Source organism: Cellulomonas carbonis (assembly GCF_014636275.1).
In the GTDB taxonomy this organism is placed as follows: domain Bacteria; phylum Actinomycetota; class Actinomycetes; order Actinomycetales; family Cellulomonadaceae; genus Actinotalea; species Actinotalea carbonis.
Genome location: NZ_BMEB01000002.1, coordinates 983,967 through 1,007,787, shown reverse-complemented (window position 1 = coordinate 1,007,787; position 23,821 = coordinate 983,967). Strand labels below are relative to the sequence as shown.

At 72.0% G+C, this 23,821-nt stretch carries 21 protein-coding genes; 7 read left to right on the top strand and 14 right to left on the bottom strand.

Annotated features, from left to right (window positions below):
- Window positions 1-271: 271 nt before the first annotated feature.
- The 8 genes from IEV86_RS09825 to IEV86_RS09790 form a co-directional block, all read right to left on the bottom strand.
- The gene (locus IEV86_RS09825) at window positions 272-1,087 is read right to left on the bottom strand and encodes a hypothetical protein (protein ID WP_152605524.1); all 816 of its coding nucleotides are present in this window, start codon (window positions 1,085-1,087) and stop codon (window positions 272-274) included.
- 294 nt (window positions 1,088-1,381) lie between these two features.
- Complete coding sequence (locus IEV86_RS09820) at window positions 1,382-2,374, bottom strand: class I mannose-6-phosphate isomerase (protein ID WP_043602249.1); 993 nt, start codon at window positions 2,372-2,374, stop codon at window positions 1,382-1,384.
- Window positions 2,371-3,375, bottom strand: coding sequence for a DUF4432 family protein (locus IEV86_RS09815; protein WP_043602248.1), 1,005 nt, complete (start codon window positions 3,373-3,375; stop codon window positions 2,371-2,373). The genes IEV86_RS09820 and IEV86_RS09815 overlap by 4 nt, the downstream gene beginning before the upstream one ends.
- Window positions 3,372-4,589, bottom strand: a complete 1,218-nt coding sequence (locus IEV86_RS09810) for an ADP-dependent glucokinase/phosphofructokinase (RefSeq protein WP_043602247.1) — start codon at window positions 4,587-4,589, stop codon at window positions 3,372-3,374. Before IEV86_RS09810 ends, IEV86_RS09815 begins: the two co-directional genes overlap by 4 nt.
- Before the next feature lie 90 nt (window positions 4,590-4,679).
- Window positions 4,680-5,540 carry a ketose-bisphosphate aldolase gene (locus IEV86_RS09805; protein ID WP_229734584.1) on the bottom strand — a complete coding sequence of 287 codons (861 nt, stop codon included), beginning with the start codon at window positions 5,538-5,540 and terminating at the stop codon, window positions 4,680-4,682.
- 77 nt (window positions 5,541-5,617) lie between these two features.
- Window positions 5,618-6,502, bottom strand: a complete 885-nt coding sequence (locus IEV86_RS09800) for a carbohydrate ABC transporter permease (RefSeq protein ID WP_052425785.1) — start codon at window positions 6,500-6,502, stop codon at window positions 5,618-5,620.
- A 2-nt stretch (window positions 6,503-6,504) separates the two neighbouring features.
- Window positions 6,505-7,470, bottom strand: coding sequence for a carbohydrate ABC transporter permease (locus tag IEV86_RS09795; RefSeq protein ID WP_081978420.1), 966 nt, complete (start codon window positions 7,468-7,470; stop codon window positions 6,505-6,507).
- Window positions 7,471-7,551: 81 nt separating this feature from the next.
- On the bottom strand, window positions 7,552-8,844 hold the full coding sequence (locus tag IEV86_RS09790) for an ABC transporter substrate-binding protein (RefSeq protein ID WP_043602245.1): 1,293 nt from the start codon (window positions 8,842-8,844) through the stop codon (window positions 7,552-7,554).
- A gap of 204 nt (window positions 8,845-9,048) precedes the next feature.
- Between IEV86_RS09790 and IEV86_RS09785 the strand changes: the two genes are divergently transcribed.
- The 4 genes from IEV86_RS09785 to IEV86_RS09770 all read left to right on the top strand — a co-directional run bounded on the left by IEV86_RS09785 (window position 9,049) and on the right by IEV86_RS09770 (window position 13,539).
- Window positions 9,049-9,861: a DeoR/GlpR family DNA-binding transcription regulator gene (locus tag IEV86_RS09785; protein ID WP_043602244.1), complete on the top strand. Its 813-nt coding sequence runs from the start codon at window positions 9,049-9,051 to the stop codon at window positions 9,859-9,861.
- 149 nt (window positions 9,862-10,010) lie between these two features.
- Window positions 10,011-11,408, top strand: a complete 1,398-nt coding sequence (locus IEV86_RS09780) for an acyltransferase family protein (RefSeq protein WP_043602304.1) — start codon at window positions 10,011-10,013, stop codon at window positions 11,406-11,408.
- Between the two features lie 199 nt (window positions 11,409-11,607).
- On the top strand, window positions 11,608-12,786 hold the full coding sequence (locus IEV86_RS09775) for an aminotransferase class I/II-fold pyridoxal phosphate-dependent enzyme (protein WP_043602243.1): 1,179 nt from the start codon (window positions 11,608-11,610) through the stop codon (window positions 12,784-12,786).
- Window positions 12,787-12,867: 81 nt separating this feature from the next.
- On the top strand, window positions 12,868-13,539 hold the full coding sequence (locus IEV86_RS09770; protein ID WP_043602242.1) for a Type 1 glutamine amidotransferase-like domain-containing protein: 672 nt from the start codon (window positions 12,868-12,870) through the stop codon (window positions 13,537-13,539).
- A gap of 45 nt (window positions 13,540-13,584) precedes the next feature.
- Here IEV86_RS09770 and IEV86_RS09765 read toward each other — a convergent pair whose 3' ends face one another.
- Complete coding sequence (locus IEV86_RS09765) at window positions 13,585-14,739, bottom strand: endo-1,4-beta-xylanase (protein WP_052425784.1); 1,155 nt, start codon at window positions 14,737-14,739, stop codon at window positions 13,585-13,587.
- Between the two features lie 204 nt (window positions 14,740-14,943).
- Between IEV86_RS09765 and IEV86_RS09760 the strand changes: the two genes are divergently transcribed.
- From IEV86_RS09760 to IEV86_RS09750, 3 genes are all read left to right on the top strand, one after another.
- On the top strand, window positions 14,944-15,636 hold the full coding sequence (locus IEV86_RS09760) for a TetR/AcrR family transcriptional regulator (RefSeq protein ID WP_052425783.1): 693 nt from the start codon (window positions 14,944-14,946) through the stop codon (window positions 15,634-15,636).
- Between the two features lie 13 nt (window positions 15,637-15,649).
- A complete protein-coding gene (locus IEV86_RS09755) occupies window positions 15,650-16,522 on the top strand; it encodes an alpha/beta fold hydrolase (protein ID WP_043602240.1) in 873 nt (290 codons plus the stop codon).
- A gap of 78 nt (window positions 16,523-16,600) precedes the next feature.
- Window positions 16,601-17,290, top strand: a complete 690-nt coding sequence (locus IEV86_RS09750; RefSeq protein ID WP_052425782.1) for a histidine phosphatase family protein — start codon at window positions 16,601-16,603, stop codon at window positions 17,288-17,290.
- Between the two features lie 2 nt (window positions 17,291-17,292).
- Here the strand turns inward: IEV86_RS09750 and nrdG are convergent, their stop codons facing one another.
- The 5 genes from nrdG to IEV86_RS09725 all read right to left on the bottom strand — a co-directional run bounded on the left by nrdG (window position 17,293) and on the right by IEV86_RS09725 (window position 23,787).
- On the bottom strand, window positions 17,293-17,889 hold the full coding sequence (gene nrdG / locus IEV86_RS09745; RefSeq protein ID WP_052425781.1) for an anaerobic ribonucleoside-triphosphate reductase activating protein: 597 nt from the start codon (window positions 17,887-17,889) through the stop codon (window positions 17,293-17,295).
- A gap of 1 nt (window position 17,890) precedes the next feature.
- Window positions 17,891-20,104: an anaerobic ribonucleoside-triphosphate reductase gene (nrdD, locus tag IEV86_RS09740; protein ID WP_043602298.1), complete on the bottom strand. Its 2,214-nt coding sequence runs from the start codon at window positions 20,102-20,104 to the stop codon at window positions 17,891-17,893.
- Between the two features lie 108 nt (window positions 20,105-20,212).
- Window positions 20,213-21,142: a carbohydrate ABC transporter permease gene (locus IEV86_RS09735; protein ID WP_043602238.1), complete on the bottom strand. Its 930-nt coding sequence runs from the start codon at window positions 21,140-21,142 to the stop codon at window positions 20,213-20,215.
- Window positions 21,139-22,305 carry a carbohydrate ABC transporter permease gene (locus IEV86_RS09730; RefSeq protein WP_081978418.1) on the bottom strand — a complete coding sequence of 389 codons (1,167 nt, stop codon included), beginning with the start codon at window positions 22,303-22,305 and terminating at the stop codon, window positions 21,139-21,141. Before IEV86_RS09730 ends, IEV86_RS09735 begins: the two co-directional genes overlap by 4 nt.
- 162 nt (window positions 22,306-22,467) lie before the next feature.
- Window positions 22,468-23,787: an ABC transporter substrate-binding protein gene (locus IEV86_RS09725; protein ID WP_043602296.1), complete on the bottom strand. Its 1,320-nt coding sequence runs from the start codon at window positions 23,785-23,787 to the stop codon at window positions 22,468-22,470.
- Window positions 23,788-23,821 lie beyond the last annotated feature (34 nt).

The following is a 23,821-nucleotide window of genomic DNA, read 5'->3' as shown; positions in this document are numbered from 1 at the left end:
CCTTGTTCTGGTCCGGCGTCATCGCCGGCCACGGGTGCCCCCGCCGAGGCCCTCCGTCGGGCCGTGTGATGAATGATAGCGCTCACAATTCCTCACACGTCGAGACGCTGGATGTCACGGTTCGGTAACGTCCGTGCGTGATCAGGGGCTTTCCGGTGCCGGGAGCGCGTGATGTGACACATGCGTACGGGTCACATCGAGCGGACGCTGGTGGGATGTCCGCCCAGGCGCGACCCCGTCGCGGGTCCCCTCCGAGCGGCCCGGCCGCGCGTCAGGCGAGGCGCCGCGCGACCTGCTCCTCGTCGATGAGCGACAGGACGGCCCGACGGTCCGCCTCCCCGAGCCGCCGGAACACGCGGTCCACGAGGAACAGCGAGCGCGTGCTCCGGCCGCGCGCCACACCGAGGGCGATCGCACCGGAGACGAGGACGACCCAGACCACCCACGGCCACGGCTGGAAGCCCGCGAACCCGCTGAGCGCCCCGAGCAGCACGAAGGTGATGAGCTGCGAGAGCGCGACGGCGGCGAGCGCGACGACGACGTCGCGCCGCAGCACGCGGTGCGCGACGTACGCGCCGATCGGGACCGCGGCGACCATCGTCAGCAGCAGACCCAGCACGGTGGCCGCCCCGCTCGTCCCCGCCGAGCCGAGCAGGACCTCGGACTCCGCCGTCGTGAGCACGCCGGCCTCCTCGCCCGCCCACGAGACGGCGGCCGCGCCCACGAACGCGACGACGTACGTGACCCACTCGGTGAGCGCGAGGAGCCCCGCAGCGATGATCGCCGCGTAGACGGGCGGCCGCGCGAACGTCCCCGAGAGCATCTCCTGCACGTGCTCGACCTTGCTCTTGCGCCGCTCACCGCGGCGGATCGCGACCATCGGGACGAGCGCGCCCGAGGCCGTCGACACCGGTGCGGTCACCTCGCTCGGCACGTCCAGCGCGCGCAGCGCGACCGCGGTGCCGGCGATCACGGCGATCGAGATCATCGAGACGACGACGGAGTCGGGCCGGCCCGACGCGGCGGCCGGGACGGATGCGGGCGCGGACGGCGGGACTCCCCTGCCTGGGACGGATGTCGCGCTCATCGCTCACCCCCCGGACGTCTGCCCCGGTCCACCCAGCGTCAGCCCGGGGGTCGACGACAGCAAGGGACCTCCGGCCCGCGCCCGACGACGCCGAGGTCCCGGGCGCGCGCGGACCCCTCCGGGCCCACCCCGCCCCGTCGCTGTGTGAAGCGAACGGGTCGCGTACCGACCCATCGGCTTCACGGAAGCGCCGGCCGCACGGCGAACCCGACGGGCGGCGGCTCGTTCGACCGGCTCCGGGCCCCCGGCTCCGGCTCCGGGCAGGCCCTTGTGCGGAGCCGGTGGAAACGTCGGTCAGGTCGCCGGGGCCGGCGGACGGCAGACGACGACGCGCAGTTCGGCGCCGTCGAGCGCGACCGGGCCGGCCGACGCGGGCACGACGACGGTCGCGCCCCGGCGCACGGGCAGCTCGGCCCCGCCCGCCGCGAGCGTCCCCGACCCGTCGACGACCACGACCACCGCGAACCCGGCGTCGAGCGCGCGCGAGCCGGCCCACCGCTCGACGCGGAAGAACGGCGCGGCGCCGGGCAGCAGGTCGCCGTCGTCGGACGCCGTCGCGCCGCGCAGCCGGGCGACGTCCTCGGGGGACCAGCCACGCCGGTCGACCGCGGCGAGCGCGACGTCGAACCCGAGGCCCAGGTGCCCGGCAGCGGCGCCGTCGATCGCGAAGCCGTCCCACTCGAGGAGGATCGACAGGTCGGTCGGCTCCTGGAGCTCGACGACGAGCGCGCCCTCGCCGATCGCGTGCGGCAGGCCCGCGGGCACGAGCACGGCGTCGCCCGCCGCGAGGTCGAGCGTGTGCATCGCGCCGAGCATCGCGTCGGTCGCCTGGTCGGCGACCCACCCGGCGAGCTCGTCGGCGCCGACGTCGCGCGTGAAGCCGAGGTGGACGCGCGCGGGCTCGAGGACGACCCAGGCCTCGGTCTTGCCGTGTGCGAGTCCGAGGTGCGCGGCGGCGAAGGGCACGTCGGGGTGCGCGTGCACGGGCAGCCGCTGACCCGCGTCGAGCAGCTTGACCAGCAGCGCCGGGTCGGAGCCGAACGCCGCGACGTGGTCGGCGCCGAGCCACGCGACGGGGTCGGCCTCGATCGCGTCGCGCAGGGTCCCGCCGTCGGGCAGCACCGTGAGGCCGACCGGGTCCTGCCCGAAGACCGCGGTGGTCGACGCGACCCAGTCCTCGGGCTCGTGCGTCGCCCAGGTCGCCGTGCCGCGCAGCGCGGCGATCTGCCGACCGCCCGCGTAGAACCGGTCGGCGGGCTGGTTGGCGGGCAGCGCGACAGGCCTCATGCGGCTCCTCCTCGGTGGGGTTCGACGGCGATCCGCACGCCCGTGCGCCAGGTCTCCCCCGGCTCGAGCACGGGCGCACCCGCGTGCGGGAGGTCCCGCTCGGGGCCGAACAGCGGCGCGTTGGTCGGCTCGACGCCCAGCACGTACGCGCCGCGCGCCGGCCAGCTCCACGTGCACAGGCGCGGGAGCGTCGCCCCGGTCCAGGCGACGACGACGTCCGGGTGCTCGTCGTCGCCGAGGAGCGTCGCGCGTGCGCCGCGCACGCCGACGTGCTCGGCGACGACGGGCTCGAGCCCGCGTGCGGGGTCCGGGGTGACGAGCGGGTCGCGCCCGCGCGGCAGGGGGTCGCGCACGACGACGTCGTCGGCCGCGACCTCGAGGCGCGCACCCGGCCGCAGCAGCGGTGCGCCGAGGTTCACGTGGTAGAGCAGCGGGACGCCGACGGCGTGGTCGCCGACGTTGCGGACGACGTCGCGGACCTCGACCGCGGCGGAGCCCGTCGACGCGACGACCTCGCGCTCGACGAGCACGCGCGGCCCGTCGAAGGTCGTGTGCGCGACGGCACCGCGCACGGACACCTCGACACCGTCGCCGGTGGTGCGGCGCGACCAGTGCACGTCGGTCGCGGGCGTGAGGTGGTGCGTGCCGTGCTGGCCGGACGACCCGCGCGGCGGGCCGATGTTGTCGGGGCCGCACGTCGCGAGCAGCCCGCCGAGGAAGCGCGACTCCCAGCCGTGGCCGGGCCCGGGGTCGACCGGGTGCATCGACCGCCACGCGACGGGGGTCGAGCCCCACCACGTCGCGCCGAGGTCGAGGCCCCGGTCGGGCAGCACCTCGAACGCCAGACCGCCCGCGAGCCGGACCGCGACGGTCCGACGCCCGTCGGCGCGGGTGAGCTCCTCGACGGACGCGAGCGCCTCGGGCAGCGTGACGCGGCCGTCCCGCAGCAGGTCCGCCCACGACGGCGTGCCCGCCCCGCGGGCGTCGGGCGTGGCGGTCATGCCTCCTCGCCGCGGCCGGTGGCGAGCGCGGCGAGGAAGCCGCCGATGAACGTGTCGCCGAGGCCGATGGTCGTCGGCGCGCGGACCGCCGTGAGGTCGAGCGCGGGGACGACCGTCGCGTCCGGACCGAGCAGGCGCTCGACCTCGGCGGCGACCTTCGCGGCGTCCTCGCCGGGGGCCGTCGCGGCCGTGGCCGCGTAGTCGTCGGCCGTGAAGCCGTCGCCCAGGCGGTAGCGCGTGCTCGCCATGACGATGCCGCCACGGAGCGCCGGCCCGAGGGACCGGGCGCGCTCACCGACCGCGAGCGCCCAGTGCTGCGTGTGGACGACGAGCGTCGGCGCGGGCACCAGCGCGCGCAGGTCGCCGACGGCGGCCGCGACGTCGGACGGGTCGACCAGGTCGACGCGGCGGCCGAGGTAGGACTGCATCTCGTCCTCGTTGAGGCTGTAGACGTCGACGACGCCGGCCATGACGTCGCGCACGCGCGTGCTGAAGGCCGGGACGTGGAAGCCCGCGTCCTCGAACATGACGAGCGCGCCGTCGGGCATCGCGCCCAGCGCGTCGACGCAGCGCGCCAGCCGGTCCTCGAGCGTCACCGGGTCCTGGATGACGTTGAACGACGAGAGCAGGAACACGTCGGCGGTGCGCAGCGCGTCGGGCAGGTCCTCGGCGATGCGGAGCTCGCGGTGGGGCGGGTCGTTGGCGTAGATGATGCGGTTCGGGCGCGGTGCGACGACGTCGACCGCGCCGGGTCCCGTGCCGAGGCGGACCCGCGCGCCCGCGGGGTACTGCACGATCAGGTGGGGGTCGAGCGTGTCCTCGGTCGCGCTCGAGACGTGGTCGACGGTCGCTGGGAGCAGCCGCCGCACGGTGTCGTCGATCGAGACCAGGTGCACCGTGCTCGGTACGCCGAGGACGTCCATCGCGATCGCGGCCCGCACGCACGTCCCGCCGAGCGTCACGGCCTTGTCGAACCGGGCGGCGACCGCCTCGACGATGTCGGAGGAGGCGACGAACCGCTCTCCTCCGACACCGTCGCGGACGAACGCCAGCAGGCTGCGCACCAGGTCGCGGACCGAGTCGACCGGGGCGTCGAGGTCGAGGTCGTCGGGCCCCACGCCGTGCTCGGCGGCGAGCGCCTCGAGCACCTGAGGGTCCCACCGGATCTCGTAGTCGACGGTCCCACCCATCCCCAGCACGAACTGCGTGCTCATGTGCGGCCTGCTCCTCTCGTGCTGGTGCGCGTCGTCCTGGCGTGCCGGGCCCTCGGGCCCCTCGGGCCCCTCAGCGGCCCTCGGCAGCCGTCAGTACAGGTCGGCCTTGCCTGCGGCGTCGAAGAGGTGGATCTTCTGCGCCGCGACCTCCTGCATCGCCGCGATCGCGGGCGGCTGGATCACGAGGGGCTCGCGCAGCGTGGTGTCCGCGAGGACCTCGCGCATGCGGTCGTGGTACGCGACCTTGATGTCGCTCGAGATGTTGATCTTGTTGACCCCGAGCTTGACCGACTGGCCGATCTCGTCGTCCGGGTTGCCCGAGCCGCCGTGCAGCACGAGCGGGATGGGCAGCAGCTCCTTGATCTCGCGGAGCAGGTCGAGCTTGAGCTCGGGCTTCATGTGCTTGGGGTACAGCCCGTGCGCCGTGCCGATCGCGACGGCGAGGCTGTCGATGCCCGTGCGCTCGACGTACTCGACCGCCTGCTGCGGATCCGTGTAGGTGATCGCGGAGACGGCGACGCCCTCCTCGGCCTGCTCGTCGAGCTTGCCGATCGTGCCGAGCTCACCCTCGACCGACAGGCCGACCGCGTGCGCGGTGTCGGCGACCTTCCGGGTGATCGCGACGTTGTCCTCGAAGGGCTGCATCGACGCGTCGATCATCGCCGACGTGAAGCCGTACTGGATGGCCTCGAGCACCTGCTCGTACGAGCCGCCGTGGTCCCAGTGGATCGCGACGGGCACCGACGAGCGGTGTGCGCGCTGGATGATCGCCGGGAGCGCGTCGCGCCCGAGGTGCGCGACCTCGTCCGGGTGGATCGCGACCATCAGGGGCGCGCGCAGCTTCTCGCTGATCTCGAAGATGCCCTTGCCCATCGCCCAGTCGCTGATGTTGAACGCCGGGATGGCGAAGTAGTTCTCGTTCGCGACCGCCAGCAGGTCCTTGCCGCTCATCAACATGGTTCTTCTACTCTCTGTCCGTCTGCGGGTGTGCGTTCTCGGTACGTTCGTGGATGGAATTCGCTGAGTGCTCAGATCTTGACGGCGCCGGCAGTCATCCCCCCGATGAAGTAACGCTGGAAGAAGAGGAACAGCAGCAGCACCGGGATGCAGCCGAGAATGCTCATCGCCATCATCTCGTTCCACTCGTACGAGTGCTGGCCCATGAGCAGCTGGATGCCGATCGGGACGGTGCGCATGTCCTCGGTGCGGGTCAGCGTCAGCGCGAACAGGAACTCGTTCCACGCGATCATGAAGGTGTAGACGCCGACCGAGACGAGACCGGGCACGGAGATCGGCACGAGAATGCGCCACAAGGCGGTCATCGGACCGGCCCCGTCGACCTTCACGGCCTCGTCGAGCTCTTTCGGGAGGGTGTTGAAGTAACCCGTCATCATGATGATCGCGTACGGCAGCGTGAACACCATGTAGGTGAGGATCAGACCCTGGTAGGTGTTGTACAGACGCAGCCCGACCATGAGCCCGAAGTACGGGATGAGCAGCGTGATCGGGGGCACGGCCTGCACCGAGACGACCACCACGTTGATGGTCTTCTTGCCCCAGAACTCGTACCGGCTGAACGCGTAGGCCGCGAGCACCGCGACGACGAGCGTCAGCACGGTGACCGACAGCGCGACGACGTAGCTGTTGAGGAAGAACCGCAGCTTCACCGGGTCCGTGAGGATCGTCGTGTACGCGTCGAACGAGAACCCCGGCGTGATCAGCCGCGGCGGGAACTCGAAGATCTCCGAGTTCCGCTTGAAGGAGCTCGCGAGCATCCAGACCACGGGCAGCGCCGAGAAGCAGCCGCCGAGGATCAGCGCGACCAGCAGCGCGGCCTTCTTGCCGGTCTTCCTCGGCGCCGTCCGCTGCGGTGCGGGCTCGGCGATGATCGCGGGGTCGGCGAGAGTGGTCATGGTCAGTCCCTCGACTTCTGGTGCCGGACGTAGAAGAACGCGAGCACCATCGACATCAGCAGCACCAGGACCGCCGAGGCGGAGGCGACCGAGAAGTCGTAGCGCGTGAACGCGAGCTTGTAGGTGAAGGTCGACAGGACCTCGGTCGCGTCGATCGGGCCACCGCCCGTCGTCATCCAGATGAGCGCGAACTGCTGCGTCGTCCAGATGAAGTCCAGCAGCGCCATCGAGATGATGATCGGCCGCAGCTGCGGGAGGGTCACGTGGCGGAACTGCGCCCACGCTCCCGCGCCGTCGACCCGGGCCGCCTCGTACAGCTCGCGCGGGATGCCCTGCAGGCCCGCGAGCAGCGAGATCATGAAGAACGGATAGCCGGACCAGATGTTGATGAAGGTCACGGCCGCGAGCGCGGTGGACGGGTTGGCGAGCCACTCCGTCTGCCCCTCGGTCAGGCCGGTCGCCCCGAGCAGGTAGTTGATGACGCCGTTCGGGCTGAGCAGGAGCCGCCACAGCACGGCGACGATCGCGACCGTGAACAGCCACGGCAGGATGTAGATGACGCGGAACAGGCCCTTGATGCGGTCGCCCAGCAGCGGCGAGTTGAGCATCAACGCGAAGCCGAGCCCGATCCCGAAGTGCACGACCACCGAGGTGAGCGTGAAGACCAGGGTGTTGCGCACGGCCTTGAAGAAGACGGGGTCGGTGAGGACCTCGGCGTAGTTCTCGAACCCGATGAACGCGGGGTTCTTGTTGGTGATGACCCCGTCGAGCAGCGAGTACGTGATCACCATGATGATCGGCGTGACCATCAGGATGACGAGCAGGATGCCGGTCGGGGTGAGGAACCCGTAGGGCGTCAGCCGGCGCTTGAGCCGCGAGACGCGGCGTGCGCGGGCCCCGTCGTCGGGGCCGGCCGCCGGCACGGGGGCCTGGCGCGCCTTCCGCGGCGGGCTGGTGATCTGGGACATGACGCGGCTCTCTCTTCGGTGGCGGGTGGTGCCGGTCACGGTGCGCGTGGCCGGCACCACCCGGGGTCCAGGTCAGACGGCCTAGAACTCCTCTTCCCACGTGGCCTGCGCGGCGGCGAGCGCCTCCTCCATGGACTGCTGGCCGTCGAGCGCGCGCTGGAACTCCTCGCCGAAGTCGCGCATCAGCTGCTCGGCGACGGGCAGGCCGGTGAACTCGTTGGCCGGGAAGCCCGACTGGTAGATCTCGAACGCCGTCCCGAAGAGCTCGTCCTCCTCGACGAAGTCCGGCACCGAGTCGACGTTGCCCGGGAACGCGTTGGCGATCGAGGACAGCTCGCTGTTGACCTCCTCGCTCATGAGGAACTCGACGAGCTTGAAGGCCTCCTCCTTGTTCTCGGAGTTCTCGGCGACGCCGATGCCCCACGAGGCGTAGGGGATGCCGCGCTCGCCCTCGTAGCCCTCCTCGGCCGGGATGGCCGAGATGCTGAAGTCGAGGTCGGGGTTCTGCTCGCGGATGAGGTTCACGTGGGCAAGCGAGTCGATCATCATGCCGACGCGGCCGTTGGTGAACTCCTCGACCTTGTCCTGCTCCTTCATCGTGAAGGCGCCGGGGGCGACGACGCCGTCGTCCCACAGGCCCTGGATGAACTCCATCGCGCTGCTGACCTCGGGGTTGTCGACCAGGGCCGGCTGACCGCCGTCGAGCATCGAGCCACCGGACGCCCACACCCACGACATGACGTCGTTCTGGATGCCGTTGGGCGCCTCGAGCGAGAGCGGCAGGACCCAGCCGTACGCGCCGTCGCCCGTGACGGCGGCCGCGGCGTCGGCGAACTCGTCGCGCGTCGTCGGCGGGGCGTCGACGCCCGCCTCGGCGAGGAGCGCGTCGTTGGTGAACATCGGGTAGACGAAGTTGACGACGGGGATCATGTACGTCGCGTCGTCGACCTGGACCTGGCTCGCGAGGCCGGAGTCGTCGTAGCCGACCTCCTCCATGAGGGCCGTCAGGTCGGCGATCGCGCCCTGCTGGGCGAAGTCGCTCACCCAGGCGCCGTCGAGGCCGACGACGTCGGACATCGTGCCCGCGGCCGCGCCGGCGACGACCTGCTCCTTGGTCGAGGCGTACGGGCCGGACAGGAGCTCGACCTTGATGCCGGGGTTCTCCTCCTCGAACTGGTCCATCAGCTCGCGGAAGGCACCCTCCGGGAGCTCGGGCTCCCACCACTGCGAGAACTCGAGGGTGACCTCGCCACCGTCGCCGGTGCCGCCGTCGGTGGCACCACCCGTGTCCGCGGTACCCGAGCAGCCTGTGAGTGCGAGTGCTGCGGCACCGCTGACGGCGATGAAGCGTCCAACGTTCGCGCCCTTGCTCATGACTCTCCTTCTGGGGGCTCTGCCGCTTCCTGCGCTTCGCTGCGCACTCTTGCGGGTTTCTGCAACGTAGACCGGCTGACGAGTGTGTGTCAACCGTCACAACGACGCGTTGTCGTGCGTGGGACGGGTGCGCGGGCTCGGGCGGCGCAGGTGTACGGATGCGCGTTCTTGCACGAACCCGCATCCGTGGGTTTCACTTCCTGCATGTCAACGACGATCGACAGCTCCTCGCGGCGGCTCCCCGCAGGTCGCAAGGCCGAGCTCGCGGCGTACGTCGCGGAGACCGGCCAGGTGACCGTGGCGAACCTGGCCGAGAGGTTCGACGTCTCCCCCGACACCATCCGCCGGGACCTCGACCAGCTCGACGCCGACGGCGTGCTGATCCGCACCCATGGCGGGGCGATCAGCCTCCAGGCGGTGCCGCGGCCCGACACGGGGCTCGACGTGCGCCTGCGTCTGCAGACCCAGGCCAAGGACCAGATCGGGGTGCTCGCCGCGGGCCTCGTGCACGACGGCGCCGCCATCATGATCAACGCCGGGACGACGACGCTCGCGACGGCGCGGCACCTCACCGACCACCGCGACCTCACGATCGCGACGAACTCGCTGCGCCTCGCGACCGAGCTCAACCCGATGGCGTTCCGGGACCTGTACGTCTTCGGCGGCGTGGTGCGGCTCAGTGCGCAGGGGACGGTCGGACCGGTCGCGTTCCCGGCCCACAGCGGCGCCGACCGCGACATCCGCTGCGACCTCGCGCTCATCGGCGTGGGAGCGGTCTCGGCCGACGCCGGCTACTCCACGAGCAACCTCGGGGAGGCGACGATGATGCGCGAGATGATGGACCGCTCCGCGCGCGTCGCGGTCCTCGCGGACTCGACCAAGTTCGGCCGGCGGCTGTTCGCGCAGATCGCCGACCTCGGCCGCGCCGACTACCTCGTGACCGACGCGCCTCCCCCGCCGGACCTCGCCGAGGCGCTCCGCGAGGCCGACGTCGAGGTCCTCACCCCCGCGTCGTAGCGGCGCAGGTCCCGGGACGACGGCGCGGCGGGCGTGTCGCCGTCCGCGCCCGGCCGGGCGTCGGCGCTGTGCGGATCGAGGCGGTCGGATCCCGACCGTCCGACTCCGCAGAGGCCGGCGCCCGGACGCGCGCGCCTATCGTGGTCGGTGTGGGCACTCTGCGTGAGCGGGTGGACCGCACGCCGCCCCGCCGTGAGCGCCACGTCGACCTGCTCCGCGTGGTGGCGATCGGCGCCGTCGTCCTGGGCCACTGGCTGATCGTCTCGATCCGCGAGGAGGACGGTGTCCTCACGGGCACCAGCGCGCTCGTCGAGCTGACGTGGGCGCATCCGCTGACGTGGCTGTTCCAGGTCATGCCGGTGTTCTTCGTCGTCGGCGGGTTCGCGAACGCCGCCTCGCTGACCGCCGCGCGGCGTCGCGGCGAGGGCGACGTCGGCTGGCTGCTCGCACGCGGCGCACGGCTCGTCCCGCCGGTGACCGTGCTCCTGCTCACCGTCGCCGCGGCGGCCGTCGTCGCCCGGCTCGTGGGCGGTGACCCGCGCCAGGTCGGCGAGAGCGTCGCGGCCGCCGTCCTGCCCCTGTGGTTCCTCGTGGCCTACCTCGCGGTGGTGCTGCTCACGCCCGTCGCCCACGCGCTGCACCGCCGGTTCGGACTGCGTGTCGTCGGCGTGCTGCTCGTCGCGGTCGCGGTCGGCGACGCCGCGCTCCTCGGGCCGCTGCCCGACGCCGTCGGGTACGGGAGCTTCCTGCTCGGCTGGGTCGTGATGCACCAGGTCGGGTTCGCGTGGCGCGACGGGTCGCTGCCGCGGGGTGGGCGCGCGGCGGTCACGATGCTCGTCGGCGGGCTCGCGGTGCTCGTCGCGCTCACCGTCCTCGGGCCGTACCCCGTGAGCATGGTCAACGTCCCGGGCGCCGCCGTGCACAACGCGTCGCCGCCGAACCTCGCGCTGCTCGCGCTCGGGACCGCGCAGCTCGGCCTCGCGCTGGCGGTGCGCGGGCCGTCGGAGCGGTGGCTGCACCGACGTGGCCCGTGGACGGCGGTCGTGGCGGCGAGCACGGTGACGTTCACGCTGTTCCTGTGGCACATGCCGACCGTCGTGCTCGTCGGGACGGTGCTCGACGCCCTCGGCGCGCTGCCGCACGCGGACGTCGGGTCCGGTGCGTGGTGGGCGTGGCGGGTCCCGTGGCTCGTGCTGCTCGCGGTCGTGCTCGCGGGGATCGTCGCCGTCGTCGGCCGGGTCGAGCAGCGAGGACTCGGCGGATCTGGCCGGCTGGGCGCCCGGCTCGGTGACGGACGGGCGGACACCGGTACCGGCAGGGCGGTCCAGGGCGGGCACGGCGTCGTCGTCGGCACCGTCGTCGTCACGGCGTACCTCGGTGCCGCGCTCGGCCTGCTGTCGATCGCCTGGGCCGGGCCGGGCGTGCACGGTCCGTTCGGCCTCTCGACGGCGGGGCTGGCGGCCTGGCTCGGCGGTGCCGCGGCGTTGGCCGTCGTACGGCGCACCCGGTCGCGTGACCGACGCCGCGGCGACGTCGCCGCTCACTAGGCTCGCACCAGCAGGGGGCCGGTCACCGGGCGGACGCCGAGGTGTCGGCTCGTGGATCTCGCAGACCGTCGACGCCTGACCTCGTGCGAGCCGGTCCGCGCACCGGCCGGCGGCCCGCGCCCCTGTCGCGGCGAGCGGTGCGGTGCCATGGTGGAGGTCCACGTCGGCCGACGGCGGCCGTCCGGTGGAGGACCGAGCCATGGAGCTGTCCGAGCGCGCACACGCTGCCGACCAGGCGATCGAGCCGGTCACGTCGTTCTTCCTGTCGCTGCGGGCGATGGACGGGCAGGACGGCGTCGTCGACCTGACGTTCGGCGACCCGCACGAGATGCCGCTTCCGGGGCTGGTCACGGCGCTGCGGGACGTCCTCGAGCCACGTGGCACCGACTGGTTCGCGTACAAGTCGAGCCTGGCGCCGGCGCAGGAGGCGATCGCCGCGGGCCTGCGCGACGAGCTCGGGCTGCCCTTCGAGCCGGCCGACATCACGATGACGCAGGGCGCCTTCGGCGCGATCGCGCTCGCGTTCCGGCTGGTCGCCGACGTCGGTGACGAGGTGGTGATCCCCGCACCCGGCTGGTTCTACGCGCCGATGCTGCGCGCCGCGGACATGGTGCCGATCAAGGCCTCACTCGACCCGGAGACGTTCGACCTCGACGTCGACGCGGTCGCCCGCGCCATCACGCCACGGACGCGCGTCGTCGTCGTCAACTCCCCCGCCAACCCGACCGGCCGCGTCTACGGGCGCGACCGGCTCGCCGAGCTCGCGGCGGTGCTCGAGGACGCGTCGGCGCGCAACGGTCGGCGGGTCTGGCTCCTGTCGGACGAGCCGTACCGGCGGATCCGGTTCGACGGCATCGGGTTCACCAGCCCGGCCGCCGTCTACCCGTGGACGCTCGTCGACTACAGCTACGGCAAGGTCCTCCTCGCGCCGGGTCAGCGGCTCGGGTACCTCGCGCTGTCGCCGTCGGTCCCGGACACGGTGCGCGACGAGCTGCGCGCCGCGATGCTGCCGCTGCAGCTCGCGCTCGGCTGGGGCTTCCCCGACGCGCTCATGCAGTACGCGGTGCCCGCGCTCGAGACGGTGTCGATCGACCTGGACGAGCTCACGCGACGGCGGGACCGCATGGTCGGCGCGCTGGCGGACGCCGGCTACGCGCTCACGGTCCCCGAGGGGACGTTCTACCTGTGGGGCGCGGCTCCCGGCGGTGACGCCGTCGGGTTCGCCGCCGCGCTGGCCGAGCGTGGCGTGTACGTCCTGCCCGGGACGGTGTTCGACCGGGCGGGGCACTTCCGGATCAGCCTGACGGCGACGTCCGCGATGCTCGAGCGGGCGCTGCCCGCGCTGGTCGAGGTGGGAGCGGGGCTGGTGCGCGGGTAGCTGCGTGGGCGACTCACGCGATGAGTTCCGGCCTCGGGCCGGGTCTGCCCAGGAACCCACCCGTCCGACCCCGGAGGCATCGTGAAGCTGCTGCTCACCTCGGGCGGCGTGACCAACTCGAGCATCGAGGCCGCGCTCGTGCGGCTGCTCGGCAAGCCGATCACCGACTGCCGCGCCCTGTGCGTCCCGACCGCGCAGTGGGGTCACCCGATGTGCGGGCCGGAGTCCGTCCAGGGCCTCGTCGCCGCGCGGCCGGACTGGCGGCATCTCACCGGCCTCGGGTGGGTGTCGCTCGGCGTCCTCGAGCTCACGGCGCTGCCGAGCATCGGCGCGGAGCGGTGGGTCCCCTGGGTCCGGGAGGCGGACGTGCTGCTGGTCGACGGCGGCGACGCGACGTACCTGGCGCACTGGGTGCGCGAGTCGGGGCTCGCCGACCTGCTGCCGTCGCTCACCGACACGGTGTGGGTCGGCGTGAGCGCGGGGAGCATGGTGATGACGCCCCGGATCGGCGACCTGTTCGTCGAGTGGTCCGGCGCCGCGGACGACCGGACCCTCGGCGTGGTGGACTTCGCGATCTTCCCGCACCTCGACGCGTTCCCCACCAACACGATGGTCGACGCCGAGCGGTGGGCCGCCGGGCTCGGCGTCCCGTCGTACGTCATCGACGAGCAGACGGCGGTCGTCGTGGCCGACGGCGTCGTCGAGGTCGTGTCGGAGGGGCGGTGGAAGGCCTTCGACGCCGATGGCGCGTGAGCCCCGAGGGGCCCACGCGCCATCGACGCGTTCAGCGGGTGAGGCTCAGCGGTTCAGGCCCGGCGGGGTGCGCGGGGACTTGCCCGGGGTGGCCTCGGTGAGGGTCTCGAGCAGCGCGTAGTACGCGGGCTTCTTCTCGAAGTCCTCGGTCATGATCGTCGCGTAGCCCTCGGGGAAGACCCCGGGGACCCACGAACGCGCGTCGTCGAAGCCCCACACCGTGTAGCTGGTGCAGGCGGACACGTTGATGCAGGCCTCGAGCATCGCGTCGTAGCGCTCGGCCTGGAGCGCGATCTGCTCCTCGGTCGGCTCGCCGTCGTCGCCGAGCGGCATGCGGACGTCGGCCTCCGTCACGGCCACCTTCAGGCCGAGCGCGGCGAAGCGCTCGAAGTTCGCCTGGATCGACTCGTCGAAGCCGTACATGAGGCTCAGGTGACCCTGGGCGCCCATGCCGTGCAGCGGCACGCCGTCGGCGAGCAGCTCCTGCGCCAGGGCGTAGTACGCGTCGGTCTTGGTGTTGACGCCCTCGGCGTTGTAGTCGTTGAGGAACAGCACGGCCTCGGGGTCCGCCTCGTGCGCCCAGCGGAAGACGTCACCGAGCAGCGCGACCGGGTCCTCGGCGCACGCCTTGAGGAACGGGTTCGCCTCGGTGCGCAGGCGCACGCCGCCCGCGTCCCAGTCGTCCTGGAAGATCTCGTTGGCGACGTCCCACTCGTAGATCTCGCCGGCGTAGCGGCCGACGACGGTGCGGACGTGCTCCTCGAGGACGTCGCGCGCCTCGTCGCAGCTCCACGTCGCGCTGGCGTCGATGACCCACTGCGGGTTCTGGCTGTGCCACAGCAGCGTGTGGCCGCGGACCTCCTGGTTGTTGGCCTTCGCGAACGCGACGACGGCGTCCGCGCCCGAGAAGTCGTAGACACCGGGCTCGGGGTGGATCTCGGCCCACTTCATGTCGTTCTCGGGCGTGATCGAGTTGAACTCGGACGCGAGGATCTGCTGGAACTCGGTCGGGTTCTTCTTGTCGTAGTCGAGCAGCTCGTTCTGACCCCAGACGGCGCTGCCGATCTTCAGGTCACGGGGCGCCTCCTCGCGCAAGGTCGGCTCGGAAGGTGCCGCCTGGGCGGGCACGGCCAGCGCGACGGCCGTGAGGGCGGTCGCCGCGACGGCGGCGACGCGCCGCATGGTCAGGGGATGGGACATCGTTGTTCCTCTCCTTGGGGGGTTCGAGGGTTTACGTCAACCCGTCGAACTTATCCAGCAGGAGCACGATAAGGATGTCGATAACGATTTCGCAATCGGACCACCAGCGCCCGGGCTGCGCTCGGGGCCGTCGACGGGCGCGAGGCGACACCGCCCCGCCCGCAGGAGGGCGACCGCCCGCCCCAGACTGTTACGATCCGTACCGTGTCGTATCGCAATCCCCCACCTCGGCCTGCCCAGCCCGCCGCCCGACCAGGACGCCCCCGTGACCCCGGCAAGGCGGACGCGATCCTGAGCGTCACGCTGTCCCTGCTCGCCGAGGCGGGCTACGACGCGGTGTCCATGGAGCGCGTGGCGGCGCGGGCCGGCACCTCCAAGGCGACGGTCTACCGGCGCTGGCCCGACAAGAGGGCGCTGGTCGCCGCCGCCATCGGCCACCAGCAGGGCCCACCCCCGCCCGACGTCGACACCGGGAGCCTCCGGGGCGACCTCCTCGCCCTGTGCCGTCGCCTCGCCCAGATGCTCGGCCGCTCCGAGGGCCGGCTCGTCGTGGCCCTGCTCCAGGGCGCTGCTCGCGACCCCGCTCTCGGCGACCTCATGGAGCGCACCGCGGGCCACACCGGGGCCAGGCTGCCCGACGTCGTCCTGCGTCGCGCTGTCGCACGCGGCGAGCTCCCGGCGACGGCGACGTCGTACGCGTTCGACGAGGTCGCCGGGTCGGCGCTGGTCCTCCGGGCGCTGACCGGCGCCCCGGTCGACGACCCCTACCTCGAGCACCTCGTCGACGCGGTCCTCCTCCCCGCCCTCGCCCACGGCGACGCCGGTCCGCCGCCCGGACCGGCGCTGTTCGCGGGCGCCACCGCCGACGACGACGCACCCGACACCACCACCCCCTGACGGAAGGTCCCCCATGCACATCCCCGGCTTCGACCACCAGCGGCTCCCCGGCGCCGACGACGTGCACCTGAACGTCGCCGTCGCGGGCCGCGGGACGCCCGTGGTGCTGCTGCACGGGTTCCCGCAGACGCACCTCATGTGGCGGCACGTGGCCCCCGCGCTCGCCGAGCGGCACACCGTGATCTGCCCCGACCTGCGCGGCTACGGCGACAGCGACAAGCCACCCGCGGACGGCGTCGACACGTACTTCAAGCGGACGATGGCGCGCGACGTCGTCGAGGTCACGCGCGCGCTCGGGTTCGAGCGCTTCGCCGTCGTCGGGCACGACCGCGGGGCGCTCGTCGCCCTGCGCACGGGCCTGGATCACCCCGACGCCGTGACCCACCTGGGGACGCTCGACGTGCTGCCGACCCTCGACATGTGGGACGTGCTGCACGGCGTGCAGGCGTCCGTGGCCTGGCACCTGTACCTCATGGCGCAGCCGCCGGGCCTTCCCGAGGCGATGATCGCGGCGGTCGCGGACGACTTCTTCGCGGCCTTCCTCGACGGCTGGGGCGCGGACGAGCGCGCGATCCCGCAGGACGTCCGCGCCGCCTACCTCGCGGCGTCGAGCGCCGCGGTGCCGTCGATCGTCGCGGACTACCGCGCCTCGGCCACCATCGACCTCGAGCACGACCGCGCCGACCGCGCCGAGGGCCGCCGGCTCGCCATGCCGGTGACGGTCGTCCAGCAGGACTGGGGCAGCGTGCTGGGCTACGACGCCGCGGCGCTGTGGGGCGCCTGGGCGACCGACCTCGACCACCGCACGCTGGACGCCGGGCACTTCATGGCCGAGCAGGCGCCCGAGCAGGTCCTCGACGTCATCGCCTCCCTCCTCGCGCGGTAGGCATCCGGTCCCGACCCTTCACCGCCCGGCCACGTCGGCGTCGCCCGCCCGACGCGCGCCGCACCTACCGTCGGCGCCATGACGACGGACACGACGGTCGCGCCGACGACGACCGGGACGCTCACCCTCACGCTCGTGCGCCACGGGCGCACCTACCTCAACCAGCGCCGCCTGCTCCAGGGCCTGTCGGACTCGCCGCTGACGCGCGACGGCCGGGAGGGCGTCCGCACGACCGCCCGGCACCTCGCCCAGCGGCGCTTCGTCGCGGCGTACTCGTCGCCGTCGGGGCGCGCGGTCGCCACGGCGGCCGAGATCCTCCGGCACCACGACGGCGTGCGGCTCCGCACCGACCCGGGCCTGCGCGAGTACCACTTCGGCGAGTACGAGCGGAAGCACGAGTCGGTGCTCGACCAGGTGATCGCGTGGCCGGAGCTCGTGGGGCAGATCATCGCCGGCACGCACCCGGGGCTGCCGGGCGGCGAGGACGCGGCGACCTTCCTCGGCCGGCTCCGGGAGGCGATGGCGCGCATCGCGTCGGCGCACCCCGACGGCGGCGAGGTGCTCGTCGTCGGGCACGGGCTCGCGCTCGGCGTCTGGCTGGCCACCGTGGGCGACGGCGTCCTCGTCCCCCTGCCGAACGCGTCGGTCTCCCAGGTCCGGCTCACGGCCGAGGGGCTCCGGGTCGACGGCGTCGCGCTCGACGTCGCGCAGCAGGGCGTGCTCGGCGCCCGGCCCGCCCGGCCGCTCGTCGTGGCCGCCTGGGCCTGATTTCACCCCACTGCGGACGGAGCACGTCGCCGCGCCGCGGCCCGCCACGGCACGGCGACGCCCGCAGCGAGGGACGCCGGCACGTCGAGCACCCTCTGGTTGGCGCTGCCGCGGAACGCGAGCGTGAGGTCGCGCCGTCCCAGCTCGAACCGACCGTCCACCAGGACGTCCACCTCGGCGAGCAGCTGGGCCTTGTCCCGCTCGCCCGCGCGGGCCTCCTCGACGAGCTCCTCGAACGTGTAGCCGGTCCAGCACCACACGTCCTTGGCACGGCCGTGCAGGGCACGCAGCCGACGCACGACCGCGAGGCAGACACCGGTGTTGAGGAACGGCTCGCCACCCAGGAGCGACAGCCCCTGGACGGCCTCGTGCGCGAGGTCGGTCGCGATGCGGTCCGCGAGGGCCTCGTCGAAGCACGTCCCGTACCGGAACGACCAGGCGGCCTGGTTGAAGCAGCCGACGCAGGCGAACGGGCACCCGCTGACGTACAGGCTGCACCGCACGCCCTCACCGTCGACCATGACGAACGGCTTGTAGTCGGCGACCCTGCCCCTGCTGAGCCGCTCGGAGCGCCACAGCGCCCGAGGCGCGTTCGCCACCTCAGGCCTCGGGTCCGCCACGGGCGTCGGCAGCCATGTGCTTGGCCCGTGAGGAGATCTCGACGTGCCGGCCGCGGACCATGGGCCGCTGCTGGGGGTTGCCCAGGTAACCGCAGGTCCGCTTGACGACGTCGCACGTGCTCGGGTCCGTGTTGCCGCACGCCGGGCAGGCGAAGCCGCGCTCGGTCGGCTCGAAGTCGCCGGAGAAGTCGCACTCGAGGCAGTGGTCGACCGGGGTGTTCGTGCCGAGGTAGCCGACACGGTCGTAGGCGTAGTCCCAGACGGCCTCGAGCGCCTTGGGGTTGTGCTGGAGGACGGGGTACTCGCAGTAGTGGATGAAGCCGCCCGACGTCAGCGGCGCGTAGTCCATCTCGAAGTCGAGCTTGTCGAACGGCGTCGGGCTCTTGCGCACGTCGTAGTGGAAGGAGTTCGTGTAGTACTCCTTCTCGGTGATGTCCGGGACGACGCCGAACTTCTCCCTGTCGAGACGGCAGAACCGGTCCGTGAGGCTCTCGCTGGGTGTGGCGTAGACGGAGAACTGGTACCCGTGCTCCGCCGTCCACTCCTTCGCGCGACGGTCGAGCGTGCGTAGCACCCGCAGGGTGAACTCCTTGGCGCCTGCCTCGTCCTCCCACTCGCCGCCGAAGAACCGCGCGGCCGCCTCGTAGAGGCCGATGTAGCCGAGCGAGACGGTGGCGCGCCCGTTCCGGAACAGCACGTCGACGTCGTCGTCGGGCTGCAGGCGGTGACCGAAGGCCCCGTGGACGTAGAGGATCGGGGCGTTCGCAGGCAGCGCCTCCTTGCATCGCTCGACGCGATACAGCAGGGCGTCCCGCACCGTGTCGAGACGCTCGTCGAGCAGGGACCAGAACGCGTCGACGTCGGTCGACTCGAGCGCGATGCGGGGCACGTTGAGCGTGACGACACCGAGGTTCATGCGCCCCTCCACGACGTCGTCGCCGTCGCCGTCGGCCCATGCCTGGAGGAAGGACCGGCACCCCATGGGGACCTTGAAGCTGCCGGTGATCTCGACGATCTTGTCGTAGCTCAGCACGTCCGGGTACATGCGCCTGGTCGAGCACTCGAGCGCGAGCTGCTTGATGTCGTAGTTGGGGTCCCCCGGCTCGAGGTTGACGCCGCGACGCAACGTGAAGACGAGCTTCGGGAAGACGGCCGTGCGTCGTTCACGGCCGAGACCGCCGATTCGGATCTGCAGGATCGCGCGCTGGATCTCACGCTCGAACCAGCCCTCGCCGAGGCCGAGACCCACCGAGGTGAACGGCGTCTGCCCGTTGGACGTGAAGAGGGTGTTGATCTCGTACTCGAGGCTCTGCATCGCGTCGAGGATGTCCTTGCGCGTCTTCTCCTCGGCGAACTCGCGGCGTAGGGATGCGTCGTCGACCCAGCGCTCGGCGTCGGCGAGGTGCCTCGCGAAGTTGCGCTCGGCATAGGGCGCCAGGAGCTCGTCGATCCTGTTGACCGAGCAGCCGCCGTACTGGCTGGACGAGACGTTCGCGATGATCTGCGCGATCTGCGCGGTCGCCGTCTGGATCGACCGCGGCGGGTCGACCTGCGCGTTCCCGATGCGGAAACCCTCCGCGAGCATCGTGCGGAAGTCGATGAGGCAGCAGTTCGTCATCGGCGCGTACGGGTGGTAGTCGAGGTCGTGGTAGTGGATGTCGCCCTTGGTGTGCGCGTTCGCCACGTGCGGCGGCAGCATCCGCAGACCGATCGCCTTGCCGACCGCTCCGGCGGTGAGGTCGCGCTGCGTGGTGAAGACGTCCGCGTCCTTGTTCGCGTTCTCGTGGACGACCGACCGGTCCTTGCCGACGAGCCGCTCGATCGAGTGGTTGACGTCGACCGTGCGGGAGCGGGCGAGGTCGCGCTGGACGCGGTAGTCGATGTACGCCTTCGCGACGTCGTACTCGTACGACTCGAGGAGCACGTGCTCGACGACGTTCTGGATCTCGTAGATCCGCACCTCGTCGGGGTACCGCTCGAGCACCTCGTCGACGACCTGGGCCGTGAGCTCCGCGAGAGAGAGCTCGTGGACGGGGCCGAGCTGTCCGTGCACCTCGGTGAACGCCTTGGCGAGGGCGGCCCGGATCCGGCGCTCGTCGAACGCACGGGTGCGCCCGTCGCGCTTGCGGACCACCAGCCGTGCGGTCAGGGCCGCAACCGGTCGCCCGGTCTCCTCGGCCACGTCACGTCCCATGCTCGGCATCGCACCGCCCGTCATCCACGGCCACAAGATGTAGTGGCTTCTCGGAACCGGAACGCTACATCTGGTGCGGATCGTCGACCAGGACCATGGGCCCAGCGGTCAGCCCTTGACCGCTCCCGCCATGACCCCCGAGACGAGCTGCTTGCCCGCGAGGACGAAGACGACGAGCAGCGGTGCGGCGACGAGGAACACCCCGGACATGACCAGCCCCGTGTCCGTCGTGAACGCGCCGCGCAGCTGCGGGATGACGAGCGGCATCGTCAGCTGCGACCGCATCACGACCGCGGGCCAGAAGAAGCTGTTCCACGACCCGACGAACGTGAACAGCGCGAGCGTCGCCGCCGCCGGTCGCGCGGCCGGCATCGCGATCGACCAGAACGTCCGGAACATCGACGCGCCGTCGACGCGCGCCGCCTCGACGAGCTCGAAGGGCAGCGCCTCCTGCAGGTACTGCGTCATCCAGAAGACGCCGAACGCGCCGACCAGCCCGGGGACCGTCAGCGCGAGGAGCGAGTCGATCCAGCCGAAGTCGTTCATCATGACGAACATCGGGATGGTGCCGACCTGCGCGGGGATCGCCAGGGTCGCGATGACCGTGAGGTAGAGCGCCTGCCTCCCCCGGAAGGTCAGCTTCGCGAAGCTGAACCCGGCGAGCGTCGAGAAGAACACCGTCGACGCGCTCACCGCGACCGCGACGAGGACCGAGTTCCCGAACGCCATCCAGAAGTTGAACTGCGACGCCGAGAGCACCTCGCCGAAGTTCTCGAGCAGCGTGAGGGTCGGGAAGAACCTCGGCAGGGTCCCGACCGCGCGCGAGATCTCCTGCGTGCTCGACGAGCCGTACATCGCCGACGCGTACAGCGGGAAGACCGACACGGCGAAGACGACGGCGAGCAGCGCGTACGTGACCCAGCCGGGCCGGCGGGTCGACGGGTTGTGCGAGCGGATGGGCCTACCCGTCGCGGCCCGCTTCTGCGCGTACCGGGCGGCGCCCGCCCCGGCGGTGTTCTCGATGAAGCCCGTGCTCATCGCGTGACTCCTTCCCTGGACCGGTCCGCGTCGGCCGCTCGCCCGGTGTCGGGCGGGCGCGAGGCGTCGGACGTCGACGTCCGGCCGATGATCGTGGGGACGCCCGCCTCGCGGGCCCGGCGCTCGGACTCGGCGGCCGCGACGCGCGCCCGCGCGATCACCGCGTCGCGCCGGGCCTTCGACACGCGCGGGGTCCTCGTCGACGACGACGAGATCGAGCGCGTGAGGAGGAAGTTCACGAGCGAGAAGACGCCGATGACGACCGCGAAGATCCAGCCGACCGCCGCGGCCTGGCCGAGGCGGTCCTGCCAGTCGCCGAAGCCGAGGTTGTAGAGGTAGAGCACGACGGTGGTCCACTGGTTGTCGGCGCCGCCGTTGCCGCCGCCGGTCCCGCCGCCGTCGTACATGCGGACCTCGTCGAAGATCTGCAGACCGCCGATCGTCATCGTGAGGACGACGAAGATCATGGTGGGGCGGATGCTCGGGAGCGTCACCGAGAAGAACTGCCGCATCCGGCTCGCGCCGTCGACCGTCGAGGCCTCGTAGAGCTCGCGCGGCACCGCCTGCATCGCGGCCAGGAGGATCAGCGCGTTGTAGCCGGTCCACCGGAAGACGACCATCGAGCCGATCGCGACGTGCGACAGCAGGCGGTCCTGGAAGAACGGCGAGTCGACGTGGGTCATCAGCCCCATGTCCTGGAGGTTGGGGACCAGCAGCCCGAACTGCCCGAACACCTGCCCGAAGATCATCGCCGTCGCCACGGGCATCACCACGAACGGCAGGAGCACGCTCATCCGCCAGAACGTCCTCGCGCGCAGGTTCTGGTCGAGGATCGCGGCGATGAGCAGCGCGAGGACGAGCTGCGGGATGCCGCCCCACAGGAAGATCGAGAACGTGTTCTCGAGCGAGCGCCAGAACAGCGGCTGCCTGAGCACCCACGTGAAGTTGTCGAGCCCCACGAAGTCGCCCATGCCCGCGCGGCGGTGCCAGTCGTGCAGGGCGACGACGACGTTGAAGAGCAGCGGGAACGCGCCGAAGACCGCGAAGAGGACGAAGAACGGGGAGATGTACAGGTAGGGCGAGAGCTTGATGTCCCACCGGGACAGCCGCTGCCCCCACCCCACGCGGCGCGGTGCACGCGGTGCCGCCGAGCTGGTTGCCATCGTTGGCGCCTTCCGTGAAGTCGTTCGGTGACGCGCGACGCGGTCAGGTGCACACCGGCGGCGTCGGACGCCGGCACCCGGCCGCGGCCGGTCCTCGGGCAGGAGCCGAGGACCGGGCCGCGCAGGGATCACTCGGGGATCACTCGGGGGTCGTTCGGGGGGTCACTCGGCGGTCTCGAAGCCGAGCGCCTCGAAGTTGGCCACGACGGAGTCCCAGGCCTCCGCGGGCGTCGCCCCGCCCGACTCCACGAGCCGGATGCCGTCCGTGACGAGCGTCTGGATGCCCGCGAAGTTCTCGCCGCGGAAGCCGCCCGCTGCGGCGTCGCCGGCGGCCTCGGCGAGCTCGCCGTAGATCTGACCGACGCGCTGACCGCCGTAGAACTCGTTCTCGGCCTCGGAGATCTCGGGGCTCGCCATGGCCTCGAGCTGCGACGGGAACTGCCCCGTCGTGTTGAACCACGAGACGGCGGCCTCGGCCGAGGTCAGGTGGTCGGCGAGCTCGACCGCCCATGCGGTGTTCTCACCGGTCGCGGGGACCGCGAAGAAGGACCCGCCCCAGTTGCCGCCGCCCTCGGGGAACGCGCTCGCGATGCGCCAGCCGTCGATCCCGTCGGCGTTGTCCGCGATGATCCCGGTCATCCACGCCGGGGTCACCACGGTGGCCCACTGCTCGTTCTGGAACCCGGCGCCCCAGTCGGCGTGGCCGATCGCGATGCCCGCGGAGACGCCGTCCTCGGCCGCCTCGGCGAACGTCATGAAGAGGTCCTTCACCTCGGTGTTCTCCGCGAGGTCGTACGGCGCACCCGACTCGGGGTCCTCGAACGCCGCGGGGAGCAGGTTGATCGCGGCCTGGAAGGCGTTGGTCAGCGAGTCGATGAAGTAGTTGTCGTTGGTCGCGACGTACTCACGGCCCGCGTCGAGGAACGACTGCCAGGTGGCGTCCTCGCCGCCGATGAACTCGCCGAAGGACTCCGGGTCGGTCGCGACGCCCGCGGCCGAGGTCATGTCCTGGTTGAACGCGATGCCGAGCGGCCCGATGTCCGTGCCGTAGCCCGTGATCCGGCCGTCCACCGAGCCCTGCGTGACCTTCCAGTCGACCCAGCGGTCGGGGACCTCGGGGAGCTCGACCCAGTCCTCGGGGATCGCCATCATCTCGGTCCACCAGTCGAGCTCGACGAGGTGGACGTCGGACAGGCCCGCGCCGTCGGCGGAGAGGCCGTTGCGCAGCACGGTCTGCGCGGACGCGCCGTCGGGGAACGAGTTCACGACGACCTCGATGCCGTGCTCCTCCTCGAACGAGTCGAGCAGGTCCTGCGGGAAGTCCATCCACGCGGCGACCGTGAGCTCGGCGGGCTTGTTCTCCTCGCTGGGCTCCTCGGCCGCGCTGCCGCCACCGCCGTCGCCGCCTCCGCAGGCCGCGAGGGTCAGGGCCGCGGCGGCCGAGAAGGCTGCTGCTCGGGCGGTTCGCTTGTCGATCCTCATCATCGAGGTCCTTTCGGGTGTGCTGGGTGGGGTC

Coding starts and splice junctions, on each gene's coding strand:
- IEV86_RS09775 (WP_043602243.1), top strand. CDS start 11,608: ATGGAGCTGTCCGAGCGCGCACACGCTGCCGACCAGGCGATCGAGCCG.
- IEV86_RS09815 (WP_043602248.1), bottom strand. CDS start 3,375: ATGACCGCCACGCCCGACGCCCGCGGGGCGGGCACGCCGTCGTGGGCG.
- IEV86_RS09820 (WP_043602249.1), bottom strand. CDS start 2,374: ATGAGGCCTGTCGCGCTGCCCGCCAACCAGCCCGCCGACCGGTTCTAC.
- IEV86_RS09725 (WP_043602296.1), bottom strand. CDS start 23,787: ATGAGGATCGACAAGCGAACCGCCCGAGCAGCAGCCTTCTCGGCCGCC.
- IEV86_RS09785 (WP_043602244.1), top strand. CDS start 9,049: ATGTCAACGACGATCGACAGCTCCTCGCGGCGGCTCCCCGCAGGTCGC.
- IEV86_RS09755 (WP_043602240.1), top strand. CDS start 15,650: ATGCACATCCCCGGCTTCGACCACCAGCGGCTCCCCGGCGCCGACGAC.
- IEV86_RS09810 (WP_043602247.1), bottom strand. CDS start 4,589: ATGAGCACGCAGTTCGTGCTGGGGATGGGTGGGACCGTCGACTACGAG.
- IEV86_RS09800 (WP_052425785.1), bottom strand. CDS start 6,502: ATGACCACTCTCGCCGACCCCGCGATCATCGCCGAGCCCGCACCGCAG.
- nrdD (WP_043602298.1), bottom strand. CDS start 20,104: ATGGGACGTGACGTGGCCGAGGAGACCGGGCGACCGGTTGCGGCCCTG.
- IEV86_RS09805 (WP_229734584.1), bottom strand. CDS start 5,540: ATGAGCGGCAAGGACCTGCTGGCGGTCGCGAACGAGAACTACTTCGCC.
- IEV86_RS09750 (WP_052425782.1), top strand. CDS start 16,601: ATGACGACGGACACGACGGTCGCGCCGACGACGACCGGGACGCTCACC.
- IEV86_RS09790 (WP_043602245.1), bottom strand. CDS start 8,844: ATGAGCAAGGGCGCGAACGTTGGACGCTTCATCGCCGTCAGCGGTGCC.
- IEV86_RS09825 (WP_152605524.1), bottom strand. CDS start 1,087: ATGAGCGCGACATCCGTCCCAGGCAGGGGAGTCCCGCCGTCCGCGCCC.
- IEV86_RS09765 (WP_052425784.1), bottom strand. CDS start 14,739: ATGTCCCATCCCCTGACCATGCGGCGCGTCGCCGCCGTCGCGGCGACC.
- IEV86_RS09735 (WP_043602238.1), bottom strand. CDS start 21,142: ATGAGCACGGGCTTCATCGAGAACACCGCCGGGGCGGGCGCCGCCCGG.
- IEV86_RS09795 (WP_081978420.1), bottom strand. CDS start 7,470: ATGTCCCAGATCACCAGCCCGCCGCGGAAGGCGCGCCAGGCCCCCGTG.
- IEV86_RS09730 (WP_081978418.1), bottom strand. CDS start 22,305: ATGGCAACCAGCTCGGCGGCACCGCGTGCACCGCGCCGCGTGGGGTGG.